Annotated in this window: 14 protein-coding genes and 4 pseudogenes; 12 read left to right on the top strand and 6 right to left on the bottom strand. The window is 72.6% G+C overall.

Features of this window, described 5'->3' with window-relative positions; translation table 11 throughout:
* Positions 1-280 precede the first annotated feature (280 nt).
* Positions 281-781, top strand: a complete 501-nt coding sequence (locus UK82_RS05045) for a DUF1269 domain-containing protein (protein ID WP_055406490.1) — start codon at positions 281-283, stop codon at positions 779-781.
* Positions 782-901: 120 nt separating this feature from the next.
* Here UK82_RS05045 and UK82_RS05040 read toward each other — a convergent pair whose 3' ends face one another.
* From UK82_RS05040 to UK82_RS05025, 4 genes are all read right to left on the bottom strand, one after another.
* The gene (locus tag UK82_RS05040) at positions 902-1,858 is read right to left on the bottom strand and encodes an aldo/keto reductase (protein ID WP_082121846.1); all 957 of its coding nucleotides are present in this window, start codon (positions 1,856-1,858) and stop codon (positions 902-904) included.
* Between the two features lie 118 nt (positions 1,859-1,976).
* Positions 1,977-2,528, bottom strand: a complete 552-nt coding sequence (locus UK82_RS05035) for a hypothetical protein (RefSeq protein ID WP_044885061.1) — start codon at positions 2,526-2,528, stop codon at positions 1,977-1,979.
* Positions 2,529-2,760: 232 nt separating this feature from the next.
* Complete coding sequence (locus UK82_RS05030; RefSeq protein WP_044885062.1) at positions 2,761-3,723, bottom strand: helix-turn-helix domain-containing protein; 963 nt, start codon at positions 3,721-3,723, stop codon at positions 2,761-2,763.
* Positions 3,724-4,030: 307 nt separating this feature from the next.
* Positions 4,031-5,245 carry a DUF349 domain-containing protein gene (locus UK82_RS05025; protein ID WP_236705522.1) on the bottom strand — a complete coding sequence of 405 codons (1,215 nt, stop codon included), beginning with the start codon at positions 5,243-5,245 and terminating at the stop codon, positions 4,031-4,033.
* 387 nt (positions 5,246-5,632) lie between these two features.
* Between UK82_RS05025 and UK82_RS05020 the strand changes: the two genes are divergently transcribed.
* The 7 genes and pseudogenes from UK82_RS05020 to UK82_RS05000 all read left to right on the top strand — a co-directional run bounded on the left by UK82_RS05020 (position 5,633) and on the right by UK82_RS05000 (position 12,088).
* Complete coding sequence (locus UK82_RS05020) at positions 5,633-6,535, top strand: carbohydrate ABC transporter permease (protein ID WP_044885064.1); 903 nt, start codon at positions 5,633-5,635, stop codon at positions 6,533-6,535.
* Entirely contained in the window at positions 6,532-7,500 is a 969-nt protein-coding gene (locus UK82_RS05015) for a carbohydrate ABC transporter permease (RefSeq protein WP_055406489.1), read from the top strand. Before UK82_RS05020 ends, UK82_RS05015 begins: the two co-directional genes overlap by 4 nt.
* A gap of 12 nt (positions 7,501-7,512) precedes the next feature.
* Positions 7,513-8,287, top strand: a pseudogene (locus UK82_RS35880) (ABC transporter substrate-binding protein); the annotation flags it as partial.
* Position 8,288: 1 nt separating this feature from the next.
* Positions 8,289-8,346: pseudogene (locus UK82_RS35875) on the top strand (hypothetical protein); the annotation flags it as partial.
* Position 8,347: 1 nt separating this feature from the next.
* A pseudogene (locus tag UK82_RS35870) lies at positions 8,348-8,871 on the top strand (ABC transporter substrate-binding protein); the annotation flags it as partial.
* Positions 8,868-10,064: an ABC transporter ATP-binding protein gene (locus UK82_RS05005; RefSeq protein ID WP_083507060.1), complete on the top strand. Its 1,197-nt coding sequence runs from the start codon at positions 8,868-8,870 to the stop codon at positions 10,062-10,064. The pseudogene UK82_RS35870 and the gene UK82_RS05005, both read left to right, overlap by 4 nt.
* 674 nt (positions 10,065-10,738) lie before the next feature.
* On the top strand, positions 10,739-12,088 hold the full coding sequence (locus tag UK82_RS05000) for a hypothetical protein (RefSeq protein WP_044885067.1): 1,350 nt from the start codon (positions 10,739-10,741) through the stop codon (positions 12,086-12,088).
* Positions 12,089-12,106: 18 nt separating this feature from the next.
* Here the strand turns inward: UK82_RS05000 and UK82_RS04995 are convergent, their stop codons facing one another.
* The gene (locus tag UK82_RS04995; protein WP_044885068.1) at positions 12,107-13,264 is read right to left on the bottom strand and encodes a folate-binding protein YgfZ; all 1,158 of its coding nucleotides are present in this window, start codon (positions 13,262-13,264) and stop codon (positions 12,107-12,109) included.
* 655 nt (positions 13,265-13,919) lie between these two features.
* Between UK82_RS04995 and UK82_RS04990 the strand changes: the two genes are divergently transcribed.
* Positions 13,920-14,654 (top strand): phosphoglyceromutase, encoded by a 735-nt coding sequence (locus UK82_RS04990; RefSeq protein WP_044885069.1) that lies wholly within the window; start codon positions 13,920-13,922, stop codon positions 14,652-14,654.
* 79 nt (positions 14,655-14,733) lie between these two features.
* On the opposite strand, the gene phoU is transcribed toward UK82_RS04990, so the two are convergent.
* On the bottom strand, positions 14,734-15,381 hold the full coding sequence (gene phoU / locus UK82_RS04985; protein WP_055406487.1) for a phosphate signaling complex protein PhoU: 648 nt from the start codon (positions 15,379-15,381) through the stop codon (positions 14,734-14,736).
* Between the two features lie 475 nt (positions 15,382-15,856).
* Here phoU and UK82_RS04980 point away from each other — a divergent pair.
* The 3 genes and pseudogenes from UK82_RS04980 to UK82_RS35860 form a co-directional block, all read left to right on the top strand.
* Positions 15,857-17,091: cell wall metabolism sensor histidine kinase WalK (locus tag UK82_RS04980; protein ID WP_236705521.1), on the top strand; the 1,235-nt coding region annotated here is incomplete at its 5' end.
* Positions 17,088-17,407 (top strand): annotated as a pseudogene (locus UK82_RS35865) (response regulator); the annotation flags it as partial. The gene UK82_RS04980 and the pseudogene UK82_RS35865, both read left to right, overlap by 4 nt.
* 1 nt (position 17,408) lies before the next feature.
* Positions 17,409-17,768 (top strand): response regulator transcription factor (locus tag UK82_RS35860; RefSeq protein ID WP_236705520.1); only part of this gene is annotated, 360 nt, incomplete at its 5' end.
* Positions 17,769-17,795: the final 27 nt, after the last annotated feature.

Below are 17,795 nucleotides of genomic sequence, written 5' to 3'. Positions count from 1 at the left end.
GTCTCCCCGACGCGGAACCCGGTATGCCCGTCCCCCGGCGGAATCGTGCCGGTGGCCGCCGGGCGCGACGGCGTGCCCTCCCCGCCGGGTGCCCTCCCGTGGGGGAGGGCACGCCATGGGAGCATCGCTGGATCCGCCCGGCAAGGGATCGGAGGGGCCCGCACGGAGTGGCGCGTTTGCGGGTGGACGGGGACTGCGATCCGATGGAGGATGTCCGGTCTCGCAGCGGGCCGGGCTCAGGACAGGAGAGGAAGCCGGAAGGCTGGAAGGGACGGCGGCGATGGCGGAGCAGCTCGTGGTTCTCGGGTTCGACAGCGTGGAGCAGGCGCGGCAGGCCTGGTCACTCGGCCGCCGACTACGCCGGGACAAGCGGCTTGACCTGGCCGACGGCACGTTGGTCTGGCGGGATGAGCGCGGCCACGTCACGATCCGCCGCGTGGCCAACCCGGCCCGGACCGCCGCTCTCGGCGGGGCCCTGTGCGGAGGGGTGATCGGAACGGTGTTCCTCGCCCCGTTCGTCGGCCTCGGCATCGGGGCGGGCGCCGGGGCGCTCGCCAGCCGGCTCAGCGGGCCGGGCGTGGACGATGATCTGGTCCGGCGCATCGCCGGGTACCTGCAGCCGGGACGGGCCGCAATCTTCGCCCTGGTGCGCCGCTCGGCGGCCGACGAGGTCACTGACGTGCTGCGCCCCTACCATCCGGTCGTCATCATGACGACCCTGCCCCCGGAGCGGCAACGCCGGCTGGTCCGGGCCCTGGGCCGCCGGCCCGTGCCCGCCTGACGGCCCCCGCAACCGGGCCAGGCCGCGCCGACGGCGGCTTGACCTGGCCGGGCCGACGGCCGCCGCCACCTGCGGGCCGGTCGCGGCGGGCGCGGTGGCCGCCCGCCGCAGTCTCGGGCGTCAGGAACCGGCGGGGCGGCGAGTCGGCGCGATCTTGTCGAGCACCGCGAGGTCGTCCGGGCGGGGCTGCCACTGGCCGGCCGCGGCGTTCGCCCGAACCTGGACCGCGCTCGTCGCGCCGGCGATGACCGAGGCGACGCCGGGCTGCGCGGCCAGTCCGCCGATCGCCACGTCGAGCAGGGAACGGTCCCGCTCCCGAGCGAAGGTCTCCAGCACGTCGACGCGGTCGAAGACCTCGTCGGTCAGCTCGTCCTGCCGCCCGGCGAGCCGGGTCCCGGGCGCCGGCGCCTCGTCGCGCTGGTACTTGCCGGTGAGTAGCCCGTTTGCAAGCGGGAAGTAGGGGATGACGCCGATGCCGTACTTCAGCGTGGCCGGCACCAGTTCCGCCTCGACGCCGCGCTCGAGCAGGCTGTAATGGTTCTGGGCGGAGATGAACCGGGTGGCGCCGGAGGCCCGCGCGGTCCACTCGGCGTCCGCGACCTGCCAGGCGTCGAGGTTGCAGGCGCCGATGTAGCGGACCTTGCCCTCCTTGAGGATCTCGTCGAGCGCCTCGAGAGTCTCCTCGATCGGGGTGAAGGCATCCAGCTTGTGGAGCTGGTACAGGTCGATGTAGTCCGTCTGCAGCCGGCTCAGGGAACCCTCGACGGCCTTGCGGATGTACCGCCGCGATGCCCGGGCGCTGAAGTCCTGGCCGTACATGCCGCCCATGTCGCTGCCGAATTTCGTGGCAAGAACGACGTCATCACGGCGGCCCCGCAGAACGTGCCCGAGCAGAGTCTCCGAACCACCCTTGTTCCCGTAGGTGTCGGCGGTGTCGAAGAAAGTGATCCCGGCGTCGAGCGCGGCATCGACGACCGCGCGGGTGCCGGCCAGGTCGACGCGTGAGCCGAAATTGTTGCATCCCAGACCGACGACTGACACGAGCAGTCCGGACGATCCCAGCGGGCGATAGCGCATGTACTCAATACAACACATCGGAGTGCCGCCCGCGGACACCAGGTCCGCGGGCGGCGGTCGACCTGTGCACACCGGTGATCGTCCATAGTGGATCCGATGCGTGCTGGTTTACTCTGCGTTACTTCTCTGGAGCGGCGTCGACCACCGCGCGGCCGACCGCCTCTGCCGCCCGGCGGGTCGACGTGCGCGCCGCGCGGGTCTGGCTGACCGCGGTCCTCGTGCGGTGCTCGGCCTCCGCGGTGGACGGGCTGCGCCGGATGCTCGCCACCCGGCGTTCCCCGCGCGACGCGAAGGTGTTGTAGAGCTGGGTGGCGCGGTCCTGCAGGTCCGAGATCTGGGAGGTCACGGTGGCCGGCAGCGCGCGAACCGCGGTTCCCACCTGGGTGGGGACCCGGGCGGCCTGCACGGGCAGCGACCCGACCCGGTCGGAGAGCCGGCGCACCTCGCTGCTCGTCGTCGTGGGCAGGGCGAGCAGCTTCGCGACGGCGAGGTCGGCGGCCCCCACCGAGGCGTAGATCGGCTTGCGGACCTCCGCCAGCGGAACCCTGATCTCGGCCTTCACCTCGGCCTCGTCGCCGCGGGTCTGGGCGGTGGCGCGGGCGCTGGGGCGGGCGGCGGACCGGTTGGCCGGGCGGCTCGCGGTGCGGGATGTCGTGCGCGTGGTTGGCATGGTGTCTCCCTCGGGTCGAGGATCTGTTGTTGTCGTGTAGATGATTCCTGGGGTTTCGGCCGTCGCTCCGGGTGCGCTCCGGTGGCGGCTGTCGGGTCAGGGCGGTGCGGTCGACGTGGCGTCGTGGTGTCGTGGTGTCGTGGCGCCGGATCAGCCGGTCTGGTCGCGGCCGGGCAGACCGGTGCCGGTGTGGCGCTCCCCTCCGGCTGCGGGGCGGACGCCCAGGGGCAGGTCAGGCGCCGGCCCCGCCGGCGGACCCAGCCGTGCCCGGCCTCGGGGTGGCGTTCGAACCGGTGGTGCCGTTCGAGCCGCTGGTGGTGGCCGAGCCGGTGCGGGCGTCGGGACCAGTGGTGGTGTCGGGACCGGGAGTGGTGTCGGAGCCGGGGGTGGTGTCGGAGCCGGGGGCATCTGGCGGGGCGGTGGTGCGGCGACGGGAGCGGGCGGTGGCTGCGGTCGGCGAGGTGCCGCCGGCCGACCTGGTCCGCCGGGTCCCCTCCGAGCCGCCGCGGGTGGCCGTCGTCGCCCGCTTGGGGCTACGGCGCTTCGGCGCTTCCGGGGCGACGGGTTGCGCCGCCGCGTCGTCGGCCGGCACCGCCGCGCCCGGAGCGTCCTGCGCCGCCTCGGCAGCGGCGCGACGACTGGTGGGCCGCCGGCGGGCGGTACCCGCGGGGCGGGTCTTCGCCGCCGCGGTCACCCGCGCACCGCCGGCGGTGTCGCCGCCTGCAACGGCCGCGCCGCCCGCTTCGCCGCCGGCACTCGCACCCACGCCGGTGCCGTCATCCGCACCGGTGCCGTCATCCACGCCGGTGCCGCCCACGGCGGGGCCGCCGGCCGCCGCGCCGGCTCGGGCGGCGACGGCGTTCTCCGTGCAGAACGCCTCGTAGATGTCGAGCACCACCTGCTTCTGCCGCTCGGAAAGGGAATCGTCCGCGAGGATCGCCGCCATGACGTCCTCGCCGCCGTGCCGTTCCTCCAGAATTCCGGCCTGGACGTAGAGCACCTCGGCGGAGATGCGCAGTGCCTTGGCGATCTGCTGGAGAATCTCCGCGGACGGTCGGCGCAGACCTCGCTCGATCTGGCTGAGGTAAGGGTTGCTCACCCCCGCCTGCTTGGCGAGTTGACGAAGGGAGATCTGCGCGGCGCGCCGCTGATCCCGGATGAAATCGCCGAGATCGCGCACATTCAGGGCCGCCACCGGGTCACACGCCTCCTTCGACGGACGGGTCGGGCCGTGCCCGACCGCTGCGGGCACCCCGCACCGAGGACGCCGCCGACGGTGATCGGCGCTCGGCCACCGGGACGGGGAGCCCGGCACAACGCAACGTCAACACGATCGACGATACGTCCGAGTGCTAACTCTGGCAAGCGCGCGAGTTAGCACCTTGGGGGCGCTCCGTCCGGAGGGCGCCGGATATCCGCCGGCCCGGGCGGGCGATCGGTGGACGGGCGGCGATCGCCCGCGACCGCCGCGACCGCCTCAGGCCTGGGATGGTCCGGGGCGGTCAGTTCTCGGCCTGGGCCAGCCACGCGCGCTGGGTGGCCAGCGCAGCCTCGGTCTCGGCGATCTCCTTGGTGCGCCCGGCGGCCTGGGCGCGGGCGAGTTTGACCTCCAGCTTGGCGACGGACTCTCGCAGCCTGGTCACGAAGGGCGAGGCGGCGATGGAACGTTGCGCCCACCGGGCGTCCGCGGCCTCGCGCAGCTTGTCGCCGATCGCCGCCATCTGGCGTTCGAGCGTGCCGGCCGATTCGCGGGGAACCCGGCCGATCTCGTCCCACCGGTCCTGCAGCTCGCGCAGGCGCCGCAGCGAGCGCTCGGTGTCTGCCGGGTCGAGCGCGGTCGCCTCGGCCAGCAGCTTCTCCTTCTGGACCTGGTTGTCCCGCAGCTCCGCGTCCCGCTCGGCGTTCGCGGCGTTGCGCCGGCTGAAGAAGACGTCCTGCACCTCGCGGAACCGGCTCCACAGCGCGTCGTCGACGTCCTTGGCCGCCCGCCCCGCCGCCTTCCAGTCGGCGAGCAGGGCCCGGTAGCGGGCGGTCGTGCCGACCCAGTCGGAGGAGTCGACCAGCGCCTCCGCCTCGGCGATGATCGCCTCCTTCCGCTCCCGTGAACGGGCCCGCTGGGTGTCCAGGGCGGCGAAGTGCGCGGTGCGCCGGCGGGTGAACTCCTCGCGGGCTCCGGTGATGCGCCGCCACAGCGCCGAGTCGGTGCGCTTGTCGAGGGAGCCGACGGCCCGAAACTCCTCGGCGAGGGTGCGGAACCGCTCGCCGGCGGTCTTCCACTCCGAGCTGCGGCCGAGCCTTTCGGCCTCGGCGACCAGCTCCTCCTTGGCTGCGGCGATCCGGGCGGTCCGCTCGGCCCGCTCGGCGGCGAGCACGGTGCGCCGTTCCTCGGTGCCCGCGAGGACGGTCTCGAGCCGGGCGCGCAGGGCATCGAGATCACCGACGACGGCGGCGGAGTCGAGGGAGTCGAGCAGCCGGCGGGCGCTGCCGGCGATCCCGCCCGGATCGACCCCGCTGAGGGTCAGCCGCCGTTCCAACAGCACGACCTCGGCACTCAGATCGTCGTAACGGCGCTCGAAGTGGGCCAGGCCCTCGCTGGGACTTCCGGCCCGCCACGATCCGACGGCGCGCTCACCGCTCGCCGTGCGAACGAAGACGGTGCCGTCGTCGGCGACGCGCCCCCAGGGGGACGCTTGGCCGGATTCGCTGCGGTCACTCATCGTGTTCCCGAAGATCGACTGACGTTTCCTGTCATTCTTGCAGGCGTCGGCCGCGGAGGGGACGGCCGCCACGTATCCGGACACCATGAATCGGTGCCCGCACCGGCGCGGCGCGCCGGGATCCGGCCCGCGGACCGCCGATGCCCGCTGGTGGCATCGGTCCACACGCCCGCCGGCCGGCCGTCCGCGGCTCCGGCCGGCGGCTCGCCGCCCGGAGGGTCACAGGCCGGAGGGTCACAGGCCGGAGGGTCACAGGAAGGCACCGGTTGTTCATTTGGTGGTCCGACCCCGGTCTAGGCATCCCGCCATGGGTGGGGCCAAGATGCGTAACCGTGATGAGTGCGGTGCATGGAGGATGCGCGGTGCGTGGATGACCGGGGCAGGTGGATGACCGGGGTGGGTGGCGGCCGGGTGGGCTGGCGAGTCGGTGCGTTGTTGGCGCCCGCCTTCGTCGGGCTGGGCGTGTTCGTCCTCGGGCCCGCCCTGGTCTCGGCCTTCATCGCGGGGACCGACAAGACGCTGACCGGCCCGCATTTCGGCTGGGTGGGCACGGCGAACGCCCGCACCGCCTTCTCCGACTCCGACCTCGGCGGGGCCGTGCGCAACACCCTCGTCTACTGCCTCATCACGGTCATCCCCGCCGTTGCGATCGGGCTGGCGCTGGCGCTGGCCGCGGAGCGGGTGGCCCACGGCCGCGCCCTGGTGCGCTTCGCGTTGTTCCTGCCGGTCAGCGCGAACATCGTCGCGATGGCGGTGGTGTTCGCGTACATGTTCGACAGCAGTCCCGACGGGTTCGCGAACACGGTGGTCGGGCTGTTCGGGGTGGCGCCGGTCGACTGGCTCGGCGACACCTCGACCGCTCTGCCGGTGGTCGCCCTCGTCGGCGGCTGGCGGTTGACCAGCTTCGTGTTCATCGTCTACCTGGCCGGCCTGACCGCCATTCCGCGTTCGGTCTATGAGGCGGCCGACGTCGACGGCATCCGCGGGTTCGCCCGACTGCGCCACATCACCCTGCCGCTGCTGGCGCCCACCACGGTCTTCCTGGGCGTCTTCGTGACGATCCTGACGCTGCAGACCTTCGAGACGGTCGCCGTCCTCACCAAGGGCGGCCCCCTGAACTCGAGCACCACCATCATTTACTACATTTACGAGGTCGGTTTCACCGGATCGTTCCGCATCGGATATGCCTCGATGATCGCTCTGTTGCTGCTCGCCGTCATCGTGGCGCTCGGCGCCGGCGGAGCGCTGCTCGGGCGGCGTATCCGGCGGGCCCGGGAGGCCGCCGCGTGAGCGCCGGGACCAACAGCGACGCCCCGATCGGCGCATCCCGCCCACCCACGCCGGCCGGCCCGCCCGCGCCGGCTGGTCGCCGCGGCCCGGCCGCCCCCTCGCCGACGGCGGCCCGCGCGGCGCGCCCGCGCCGTCGGCTGCCGGGCGCCGCGACCCTCGCGCGCCTCGCCCTGCTCACCGTCGGAATCGTGGTCGCGGTCCTGCCGTTCGTCTGGATGCTGCGGACCGCGATCGGACCTTCGCAGACCGCCCTCGCGCTGGACTCCAACCCCATCCCGTCGCGTGTGCAGTTCCACTCGTTCGACCAGGCCTGGCACGCCGGCGACCTCGGACCCGCGCTGCTCACGGGGATCGCGGTCAGCCTCGCGATCCTCGCGCTCCAGCTCGCCACGGCCGTCCCCGCCGCCTACGCCTTCGCCTGCCTGCGCTTCCGCGGTCGTACCGCCCTGTTCGCCGTGGTGCTGGTCACGCTGTTGGTGCCCGCTCAGGTCACCGCCGTGCCGAACTACGTGACGATCTCCGCGCTGGGCTTCGCCGACACCCGCGTCGGCCTGGTGCTGCCGTTCATGACCCACGCCGGCATGATTTTCATGCTCCGCCAGTACATGAGCACCATTCCCGCCTCGGTCCTCGACGCCGCGCGGATGGACGGGTTGGGCACCTGGCGGACGCTACGCTCGATCATCGTGCCGCTCGCTGCGCCGGCGATCGCCTCGGTGTCCGTGTTCAGCTTCCTGCTCTCCTACAACGAGTACCTGTGGCCGCTGCTGGTCGCCCGGTCACCCGGCATCGCCACCCCGCCGCTCGCCCTCGCCCGCCTGATGACGGACTCCTCGGCGATCATCCCCGATTTCGCCGAGCTCGCCGCCGCGGCGCTGATCATCAGTCTGCCGTCACTGGCCGTCTTCGTCGTCGCCCAACGCCGCCTCGCCGCCGGGATCACCGGCACGGGCGCCGGTGCCTGAGAGGAACATCGCGTGATCCGCATCCGCCGCCTGCTGCCCCTGACCGTGGCGGTCACCATGCTCACGTTGACGGCATGCGGCGGAGGCGGTGACTCCGGCCCGGCGAACCCGGCCGAAAGCCTGCGTCCGACCGCGCGTTCCGCCGCCGCCGGCGTCGACAACGTGGCCGGCGCGACGGCGTCCCCGGAATGCGCCGCCAAGGTGAAGACCCTGCGGATGGCCGCGGTCGGCACCCTCAACGACGTGGCGAAGTCCGGTAAGGCGTACATGGAGAAGGCCCATCCCGGCCTCACCGTGGACCTGAACACCACCGCTCCCGACTACACCGCGCTCGTCCAGCAGATCAGCGCCGACCGGTCGGCGGGCCGGTCCGTCGACGTCGCGGTCGCAGGCTTCGACCTGCTGCCGGTCTTCGCTCGCGAGCTCGGCGCCCAGGAGCTCTCCCCGCGGCTGCTGCGCGCCTCCTACGACCAGCGCCTGCTCGGCCTCGGCACCGTCGGCGGCAAGCAGATCGGGATCCCGCAGCAGGTCTCCTCGCTCGCCCTGGTCTACAACCTCGACGTCCTGACCAAGGCCGGCGTCGACCCCGCCACCCTCACCACCACCGCCGGGGTGCTCGCCGCCGCGGACAAGATCAAGGCCTCCGGGCAGAACGTCCAGCCGATCGACCTGTCGACCGGCCAGCAGTTCGGGCAGTGGATCCTCAACACGCTGGCCAGTTCCAAGGGCACCCCGATCCAGGACGCGGCCGGCCGCCCGGCGTTGACCACCCCGGCGGCGCGCGAGGNCGCGGCCTTCCTGGCGAAGGTCGGCACCTACGGCCCGCAGTCCGCCGACCCGACCCAGNGGGGACTGCTTCGCTTCGGCATCCGTCAGCAGACCGCGATGACGGTCGTGTCAGTCGCCTCCGTCGCCGGCGGGCTGAAGTTCATCGCCGGGCAGGGGGCGAAGGGCTTCCGGGCCGGTGCCATCCCGTTCCCGACCCTGCCCGGCGGTAGCCAGCACCCGATCGCCGGCGGGAACGCGCTGACCGTCCTGGCCACCGACCGGTGCCAGCGGGAGATGGCGACCGAGCTGGTCGTCTCCCTGCTGTCCCCGGATGTCGTCGAGGCGAGCACCGAGGCGCTCAGCTACATCCCGGTCGATACCCAGGCCACCAGCCAGCTCGGCTCGTTCTACGACACCTACCCGCAGCTCAAGCCGTTCCTCGCGCTCACCGGTTCGCTGGTCAAGGCGCCGGTGTGGGGCGGGGCCCGCGGCGCCGAGCTGCCGACCGCGCTGTCCGACCAGGTGGTGCGCATCTTCAAGGGCGAGGACCCGGCGAAGACGCTCGCCGCGGCGCAGGCCGAGGCCGTGGAGCTGACCCGGTGAGCGCCCCGGCGCCCGCCCGGCCCGTTCCCCCGCTCGGGATGGTTACCGGCGTACCGATCGAGTTCGACCGCATCAGCCGCTCGTTCGGCTCCGTGCACGCGCTGCACGAGGTCTCGCTCACGGTCGCGCCCGGGGAGATCGTCGCGCTGCTCGGGCCGTCCGGCTCGGGGAAGTCGACGCTGCTGCGGATCTGCGCCGGGCTGGACGAGCCGACCACCGGCGACCTGCGCTTCGACGGGACCAGCCAGCTCGGCCTCCCGCCGCACCGCCGGGATGTCTCCATGGTCTTCCAGCACTTCGCGCTCTACCCGCACAAGTCCGCCCTGGACAACCTGACGCTCGCGCTGCGCCACGGCCGCGGCCTGTCGAGGTCGGCCGCCGTGGCGCGGGCCCGGGAAACGCTCGCCATGCTCGGCATCGCCGACCTCGCCGGCCGCCGCCCCGCGCAGATGTCCGGTGGCCAGCGCCAACGGGTCGCGATCGGCCGGGCGCTGGCCACCCGGGCGCGCGTCATCCTCCTCGACGAGCCCATGTCCGGCCTCGACGCCCAGCTCCGGGTCGAACTGCGGGTCGAGATCGTCGGCCTGCTGCGCAGCCTGGGCACCACCGCGCTGTTCGTCACCCATGACCAGGCTGAGGCGATGGCCGTGGGGGATCGCGTCGCTGTCCTCGGCGAGGGCCGCCTGCAGCAGATCGGCACCCCCGACGAGATCTACGACCGGCCCGCCACCCGCTTCGTCGCCGCCTTCGTCGGCAGCCCGCCGATGAACGTCTGGGACGGCCACTGGCATGACGGCCGCCTGCGCGCCGACGGCTTCGACGTGCCGGCGCCCGCGGGCGCGGCGGCTTTCGGAGTCCGGCCCGAGCACTTCACCCTCGACGCCCTCGACGCCCTCGACGCCCTCGACGTTGTCGACATTGTCGACGTTGTCGACGTCCCTGGGCAACCCGGCCGCTTCGGCGGGGCGGGCGGGGCGGGCGGTTCCGCTGAGCTGCGGCTGTCGGGCGAGGTCGTCGTCTCCGAGCGGCTCGGGGCGGAGCGGACCGTCCACGTCCGCACGGGCGCCGGCGTGCTCGCCGTCCGCGTGAACGCCGCCCTCGTCCTGACCCCCGGTGCCCCCGTGGTGCTCCGGGCTCCGACATCGGCGCTCACCTTCTTCGCGCCCAGCGGCGACCGCCTCGACCACTCCTGACCGCGACGTCAGGTCGCGAACCCGTCAGGTCGCGAACCCGTCAGGTCGCGAACCCGTCAGGTCGCGAACCCGTCAGGTCGCGAACCCGTCAGGTCGCGAACCCGTCAGGTCGCGAACCCGTCAGGTCGCGAACCCGTCAGGTCGCGAATTCTCCGACCAGCCCTCGGGGCACGGTCCCAGGCCGGCGGCCGTGGCCCGCGCCGCAATTCGCCATCCTCGGTCAATTCGAGGGTGATTAATCCGGATTCTGGGGCGAAGTCACGGCGGTTTAGAGAATAGGTGACGGTGGGCGTCCGTCTATGCTTTGCTGTACGTCAAACGTCCGCCGCGCGGACGGTGTCCAACCGGGACCCACCCTCGGATGGTGCGTGTGGTAATTATCGGGCAAGACGCACATGACCGGGATGTGCCGCTAGCGGTTTCCGTGCGCATATCGGTCGGAAGACGCCCGAGGTCATGGCCGCCGGACCGCATCGTTCGAGAACCGGACATTACGTCCGGATACCCGGGCAGTTCCGGCGACATCCGTGCAATCGCGGCCGCCAGTGGTCCGGCCGTGACCTCTGTGCACGCATCGCACCGGGGTCATCACTATGGACACCAAGATGTCGCGACATAGCGTCAGTGGGCGCTCACAGAATTAACCCAGGAGTTCCAACTCGAGGAGATCGTCGATGCTGACGGATAACGCGCACGCCTGCACTCATCCGCTCGCATTCGTCCGCGCGCAGCGTGGTTGGTCCTACCAGCGACTGGCCCGTGTGGTGGCCCGTCGCGCCCGTGACCTCGGGGTGGCGAACATGGCGGCCGAGCGCCAGAAGGTCTGGCGCTGGGAGCACCGCGGCGTCGTCCCGGACCGGGTCTCCCAGCTCGCCCTCGCCGCCGAGCTCGGCGTCCCGAACGACCGGCTGGAGTCGCATCCGTGGCCGGCCTGGCTGCCGACCGGCGACGCCGTGCGCACCGAGTACCCGTGGACGCCGGCCGGTGGCATCACGTCGATCATGGACGTCGTCGAGGACGCCCTCTCCGACCGGCGTGGTTTCCTGACGATCACCGGGGTCGGTGTCGCGGAGCTCGCGACGCAGTGGCTCGGCCTGGAGCCCAGCCGGCTGTCCGCCGCGCTGAACGGCGGACGGGTCGACGATCAGATCGTGAACCGGATCGAACACAACATCCCCGGCCTGCGGGTGATGGACGAGCGCCTCGGCGGCGAGAGCGTCCGGCGCCTGGTCGACGCGGAGCTCGGGGTGGTGGCGGACCTGCTGGTCCGCGGGTCCTACACCGAGCAGGTCGGCCGCCACCTGCATGTGGTCGCAGCCGAGCTCGCCCGGTTCGCCGGCTGGGTCTCCTTCGACGCCGGCTTCCAGACCGCCGCCCAGCGCTACTGGATCACCGCACTGCACTCCGCGCACGCCGGTGGCGACCGGATGCTCGGCGCGAACGTGCTGAAGAACATGTCGTTGCAGTGCGTCGACTTCGCCCGCCCACGGGAGGCGGTGGATCTCGCGGAGGCCGCCGTGACCAGTATCGGGGGGGCCAGCGGCCGGGTCGGCGCCATGCTGCACATGCGTCGCGCCCGCGCCCACGCCGCGCTCGGCGAGGCCAGCGCGTGCGCGGAGGCGCTGGCCCGTTCGGAGGAGGCGATGGACGCCGCCCGGCCCGAGGATCCGGCCTGGGCCGACTATTTCGACGAGGGCGAGTACCAGGCCCAGATCGGCAGTTGCTATATCGATCTTGGCCACCTTGCGCAGGCAGACCGGTGGCTGGAGAGATCCCTGACGATCCTGCCGACCTCGCGGGCCCGGGACAGGGCAACCTACTTGCTGCGCCGGGCCGTCGTCCAGGTCGACCTGGGCAATGTCGAGCACGGCTGCGCGCTGACCCGGGAGGCGATGCCGATGCTGGAGGCGACGCGCTCCAAGCGCAACGCCCGCCGGGCCGACGAGCTGCGGCGCCGGTTGCGCCGGCACAGCTCCGACCCGGAGGCGCACGAACTCGACCAGGCCCTTTCCCGCACCTTTTGAGCGGACCCCTCGGGACCGTCAGGAAGAGCGCAGCAGCCGGCCCGCCGGGCGCTTCGGCGTGGCCGCCGCGTTGCCGTCATCGTCGTCCGGGTCGATCGCGGCGGCGACGGGGGCGCCGTCGGGGTCGGTGACGACGAGGGCGGCGCCCGCCGGCACCGAGCGCTTCACGATCGCCAGGGCGATGGGGCCGAGCTCCTCGTGCATCTCGGAGGTGCCGACGAAGCCGACCTCACGCCCGTCGGCCGTCACCGCCGAACCCGGGGCGGCCACCACGCCGTCGAGGTGGAGCAGGACGAGCCGGCGCGGCGGACGGCCCAGATTGTGCACCCGGGCCACCGTCTCCTGGCCGCGGTAGCACCCCTTGTCCAGGTGCACCGCGTCGGCGAGCCAGCCCACCTCGTGCGGGATCGTGCGATGGTCGGTCTCCCGGCCCAGCCGCGGTCGGCGGGCGGCGATCCGCATGGCGTCGAAGGCGGACAACCCGGCGGGCACCGCGCCGGCCGCGAGCAGCCGTTGCGTCGTCGCCGCGAGCGCCGCCCGGTCGACGAGCAGATCGACGCCGTACGCCATCCGGCGCACCAGCGTGCCGTCTGCGGCTCGGGCCACCGGGTAGGGGCCGGTGACCGGCGCGCCGGTGGGCTCGAGGGCGAGCGGCTCGGGCAGGTCCAGGTCGGCGCCGCCGAGGGCCGCGGTGACGGTGGGTACCGCGGCCGGCCCGACCACGCTGAGCACCGCCGTCTGCGCGCCGACGTCCGCCGGCTCCACCCGGAGCAGGAAACGCATCGACTCCAGGTAACGCAGCAGCCCGGCGGCCGTGCCGGGTTCCACGTCCACCCAGGTGGCCGTGCCGTCGTCGGCGAGGACGAGATGGTGTTCGACGTGGCCCTGCGGGGACAGCACCAGCGCCTCGCTGCCGCGCAGCGCGCCCAGCCCGGACAGGTGCTGGGAGGTGATGCTGTGCAGCCAGGACAGCCGGTCCGGGCCGCCGATGCGGACGACCTCGCGGTGCGACCGGTCGACGAGGGCGGCGCCGTCCCGCAGCGCGCGCTGCTCGCGCAGCGGATCGCCGTAGTGGGCGGCGACGGCCGCGTCGTCGCCGGCAGCCGGCACCGCGCCGGGCAGGTCGAGCAGCGGGGATCGGGTGGCTGTGGTGCTCGGGGTGGACCCAGCGGTCATACCGTCGAGTCTAGGTCGCCCCCCGCAGCCCCGGGCCGCCGTCCACGGCCCGGCTGGGCCGGCGCAATCGCTCGATGTGCAGCCTGACCAGGGTATTCCGGCGGGCCGGTATCACCGGTGTCTCAGCCGTCGCTCCGCGGAGCGGCGGCGGCAGGCGGCGGCTTGNCGTGTTCCCGAACGGAGTGTCGGGAGGGTCCCATCGACGCGTGCGGAAAAGGCGTTGCGAGGTGGCCGCCCGGCCGCGTAGCGTCTGCGGTACACGAGAGAGGAGGTGGTCCAAACTTTGTATGCTCATAGGACTCGTGAGGTGACTGTCCGCTAGCCGGTCTCGTGGTCCTCACCTCTAGCCGGGTGGCCCCACGGGCACCGGCACCGGCGAGTACCAGGCAGATCACCCGACCCCCGGGCGCCGTCGACAAGTCCCGACGGCCCGCCACCGCTTCCAGCGGCGGCGGAGCGCCCGGGGGTCGTTCATTTCCGACCCGAGTGGCGTGTTCCCGACCCGAGTGGCGTGTTCCTGACCCGGGTGCCCGGCCCCTTCGGTGGGGCGTCGGCGTCGTCCGGCCCCGGCCGCGACCGGCGGCGATCCGGCCGGCCGGCGGCGGGAACCGGCAATGCTGGCCGAGGGCCCGGGCGAACAGGCAGGATCTCGGGTATGACGACCCTCGTCCTGCTCCGCCACGGTGAGAGCAACTGGAACCGCGAGAACCTGTTCACCGGCTGGGTGGACGTCGACCTGTCCGAGAAGGGCCTGAAGGAGGCCACCCGCGGCGGTGAGCTGCTGGCCGAGGCCGGTGTCCTGCCGGACGTCGTGCACACGTCCCTGCTGACCAGGGCGATCCGCACCGCCTGGCTGGCGCTGGACGCCGCCGGGCGGACCTGGGTACCGGTCCGCCGGAGCTGGCGGCTGAACGAACGGCACTACGGCGGCCTGCAGGGTCTGAACAAGGCCGAGACGCTGGAGAAGTTCGGCGAGGAGCAGTTCCAGCTCTGGCGCCGTTCGTACGACACGCCGCCGCCGGAGATCGGTCCGGAGCAGGTCAGCGGGGTGGACGAGCGCTACGCCGACCTCGCCCCCGACCTCATCCCGCGCACCGAGTGCCTCGCCGACGTCGTCGCCCGCATGCTGCCCTACTGGTACGACGCGATCGTGCCGGACCTGCGGGCCGGCCGCACGGTCCTGGTCGCCGCGCACGGCAACTCGCTGCGGGCCCTGGTCAAGCACCTCGATCACATCAGCGACACCGACATCGCCGGGCTCAACATCCCGACCGGCATCCCCCTGCGGTACGAGCTCGACGACAACCTGGGCGTGCTGAACTCGGGGTACCTCGACCCGGATGCGGCCGCGAGTGCCGCGGCCGCCGTCGCCGCCCAGGGGAAGAAGTAACGGCGGTCAGTCTCCAGGCCCGCGGCACCCGCGCGGGCCTGGCGCGTCGTCCCGGGGAAGTCGCCGGACCGGGCGCCGGTCAGGACGCGGCGATTTCCCCGGTGACCAGGTAGATCACCCGGCGGGCCACGGAGACCGCGTGGTCGGCGTACCGCTCGTAGTAGCGGCCGCAGAGGGTGATGTCGATCGCCGCCTCCATGCCGTGCGGCCAGGGCTTCTCGATCAGCACTCGGAACAGGGCGCGGTGCAGCCCGTCCATCGCGTCGTCGTCCGCCTCGAGCTGCTTGGCGAGCTCGGTGTCCCGGCTGGCGATCACCGAGCCGGCCTTCGCGACGATGCGCTGGGCGACCTGGCCCATCTCCAGCATGGTCGCGCGCAGCTCCGGCGGGATCGCCCGGCCCGGGTACCGGCGGCGCGCCACCTTCGCCACGTGCAGCGCCAGGTCGCCCATCCGCTCCAGGTCGGCGACGATCCGCAGGGTGGTGACCATCATCCGCAGGTCGGTGGCGACCGGAGCCTGGCGCGCCATGACGTCGAACGCGCGTTCCTCGATCTCGTTGCGCAACAGGTCGACCGTCTCGTCCCCGCTGATGACGTTCTCGGCGAGCTGGAGGTCGGCGTCGAGGAGGGCGGTCGTCGCCCGGGCCATGGCCGAGGCGACCAGGTTGGTCATCTCGATCAGGGACTGGTTGATGCTTTCGAGTTCATCGGTGAAGGCGTCCCGCACGGACGGCTCCTCCTGTTCGCTAGTGGGCCGGGGGGGCGGCTGTGGGGTGCTGGGCGGCTGTCGGGATGGGGCTTGAACCGAACTAACCGAACTATGGGACGAATCGCCGCGATCGCGATGACGGCGCTGTGTCGCGCCGAACCTCGACGATGATGCGCACCCCTCGCGGTCCGGTGAACATCGACGATAGGTCCGATGAACAACTGGCGACCATCGGCGGTGGAGGCTTGCAGAGCGATGCCCGGGCGGCATGTAGGCACCTAGCATGCGGCGAGTGGGTGACAGGTCGGCGGATGCCGTGACAACCGGTGCACACCACACCGAGCCGCCCCCGCCCACCGGGCGGCCCGACACGATGGATGGACGATGACGGTGGTACCCGGCAGCAGCGCCCCGCCAACCGGCCCCGACGGGGGCGCGGACGGTGGGACGATGCTGCCCGCGAAGCTGGTCCGCCGGGTCATCTCCGGCCTGNCGACCGGCCTGATCGTCCTGGACGCCAGCGACCGGGTCGTCCTGGTCAACACGGTCGCGAGGCGGATGGGCGTGGTCGACTCCGATGAGCTCGCGGTGGCGGAGCTGGCCGAGCTGGTGCGGGCGACCCGGGGGGCGGGCAGCGCCCGGGAGCGCCAGATCGACCTGCCCCCGGTACCCGAGCCGCCGCTGACCCGACCCCGGCCCGACCAGGAGGGCGTGGCCGTCCGCGCGCGGGCCCGCCTGCTGGACTCGTCCGGTCATGTCGCCGTCATTTTGGATGACATCACGGAGTCGCGCCGGGTCGAGGCGGTGCGGCGGGACTTCGTCGCCAACGTCAGCCACGAGCTCAAGACGCCGGTCGGCGCGCTGCACGTCCTCGCCGAGGCGGTCGCCGCGGCCAGCGAGGACCCGGTGGCCGTGCGTCGGTTCGCCTCCCGGATGACGCACGAGTCGGCGCGGCTCGCCCGGCTGGTGCAGGAGATCATCGACCTGTCCCGGCTGCAGGGCGCCGAACCGCTGCCCGACCTGCGGCCGCTGCCGACGGCGGCGCTGCTCGCCGAGGCGGTCGACCGCACCCGGCTCGTCGCCCAGGCGCAGGCGATCTCCATCGCGGTGATCGGCGACGGCGAGCTGCAGGTGCTCGGCGACGAGAACCAGCTCGTCACCGCGGTGGCGAACCTCCTGGACAACGCGATCAGCTACTCGCCGCGCGGCACCCGGGTGGTGCTCGGCGTGCGCCGCAGCGGGACGACCGTGGAGATCTCGGTCGCCGACGAGGGCATCGGGATCGCGGAGAAGGATCTCGAGCGGGTCTTCGAGCGGTTCTACCGCGCGGACCCGGCCCGCTCCCGGGCGACGGGCGGGACGGGGCTCGGCCTCGCGATCGTCAAGCACATCGCCACCAATCACGGTGGGTCGGTGACCGTGTGGAGCGCGGAGGGTGCGGGGTCCACGTTCACCCTGCGGCTGCCGCTGTTCACCGGTCCGGCGCCGTCGTTCACCTTCGAGGACCGCCGCGCTGCGGCGACAACCCGATCCAAGACCCCCGACGCGGAGGGCGCGACGGGTGGTCATCCCGACATCATCGCCGGTGCCGATGCGGGGGATGCGGGCGGTGCGGGTGGCGGCGGTGGCGGGAGCAAGGCCGGCGGGGCGGCGCCCCGCCCCGCCGGGAACAGGAAGCGGTCCGGGTCTGCCGGTCCGTCCGATGTGACAGGGGGAGCGAACAGGTGACGCGGCTGCTCGTGGTCGAGGACGAGGAGTCCTTCTCCGATGCGTTGTCCTTCATGCTGGAACGGGAGGGCTTCGAGGTGGGGGTCGTCGCCGACGGCCCCAGCGCGCTGGCCGAGTTCGACCGGCGCGGTGCCGATCTCGTCCTGCTCGATCTCATGCTGCCCGGCCTGTCCGGCACCGAGGTGTGCCGCACGCTGCGGACCCGGTCCAGCGTGCCGATCATCATGTTGACCGCGCGGGACAGCGAGATCGACAAGGTGCTCGGCCTGGAGCTCGGCGCGGACGACTACGTCACCAAGCCGTTCTCGGCCCGCGANCTCGTCGCCCGGATCCGGGCCGTGCTGCGCCGCCGGTCGGAGACGGAGGAGGTCGCGGAGGCCACGCTGGAGGCCGGACCGGTCCGGATGGACGTCGAACGGCACGTCGTCACGGTCGACGGCAGCACGGTCACCCTCCCGCTCAAGGAGTTCGAACTCCTCGAGATGTTCCTACGCAACGCCGGGCGGGTACTCACGCGGGGTCAGTTGATCGACCGGGTGTGGGGCTCGGACTACGTGGGTGACACGAAGACCCTGGACGTACATGTCAAGAGGCTGCGGACGAAGATTGAGCGCGAACCCGGGAATCCGCGGCACCTGGTGACCGTGCGGGGCCTGGGCTACAAGTTCGAGCCGTGATCAGGTAGGTCGCGGCTGGAGGGGGGC

Origin of the sequence: Frankia sp. ACN1ag, assembly GCF_001414035.1 — a bacterium.
Lineage (GTDB): Bacteria > Actinomycetota > Actinomycetes > Frankiales > Frankiaceae > Frankia > Frankia torreyi.
Note: the sequence above shows the minus strand (reverse complement) of the source record. Positions and strands in the feature narration are given on the sequence as shown.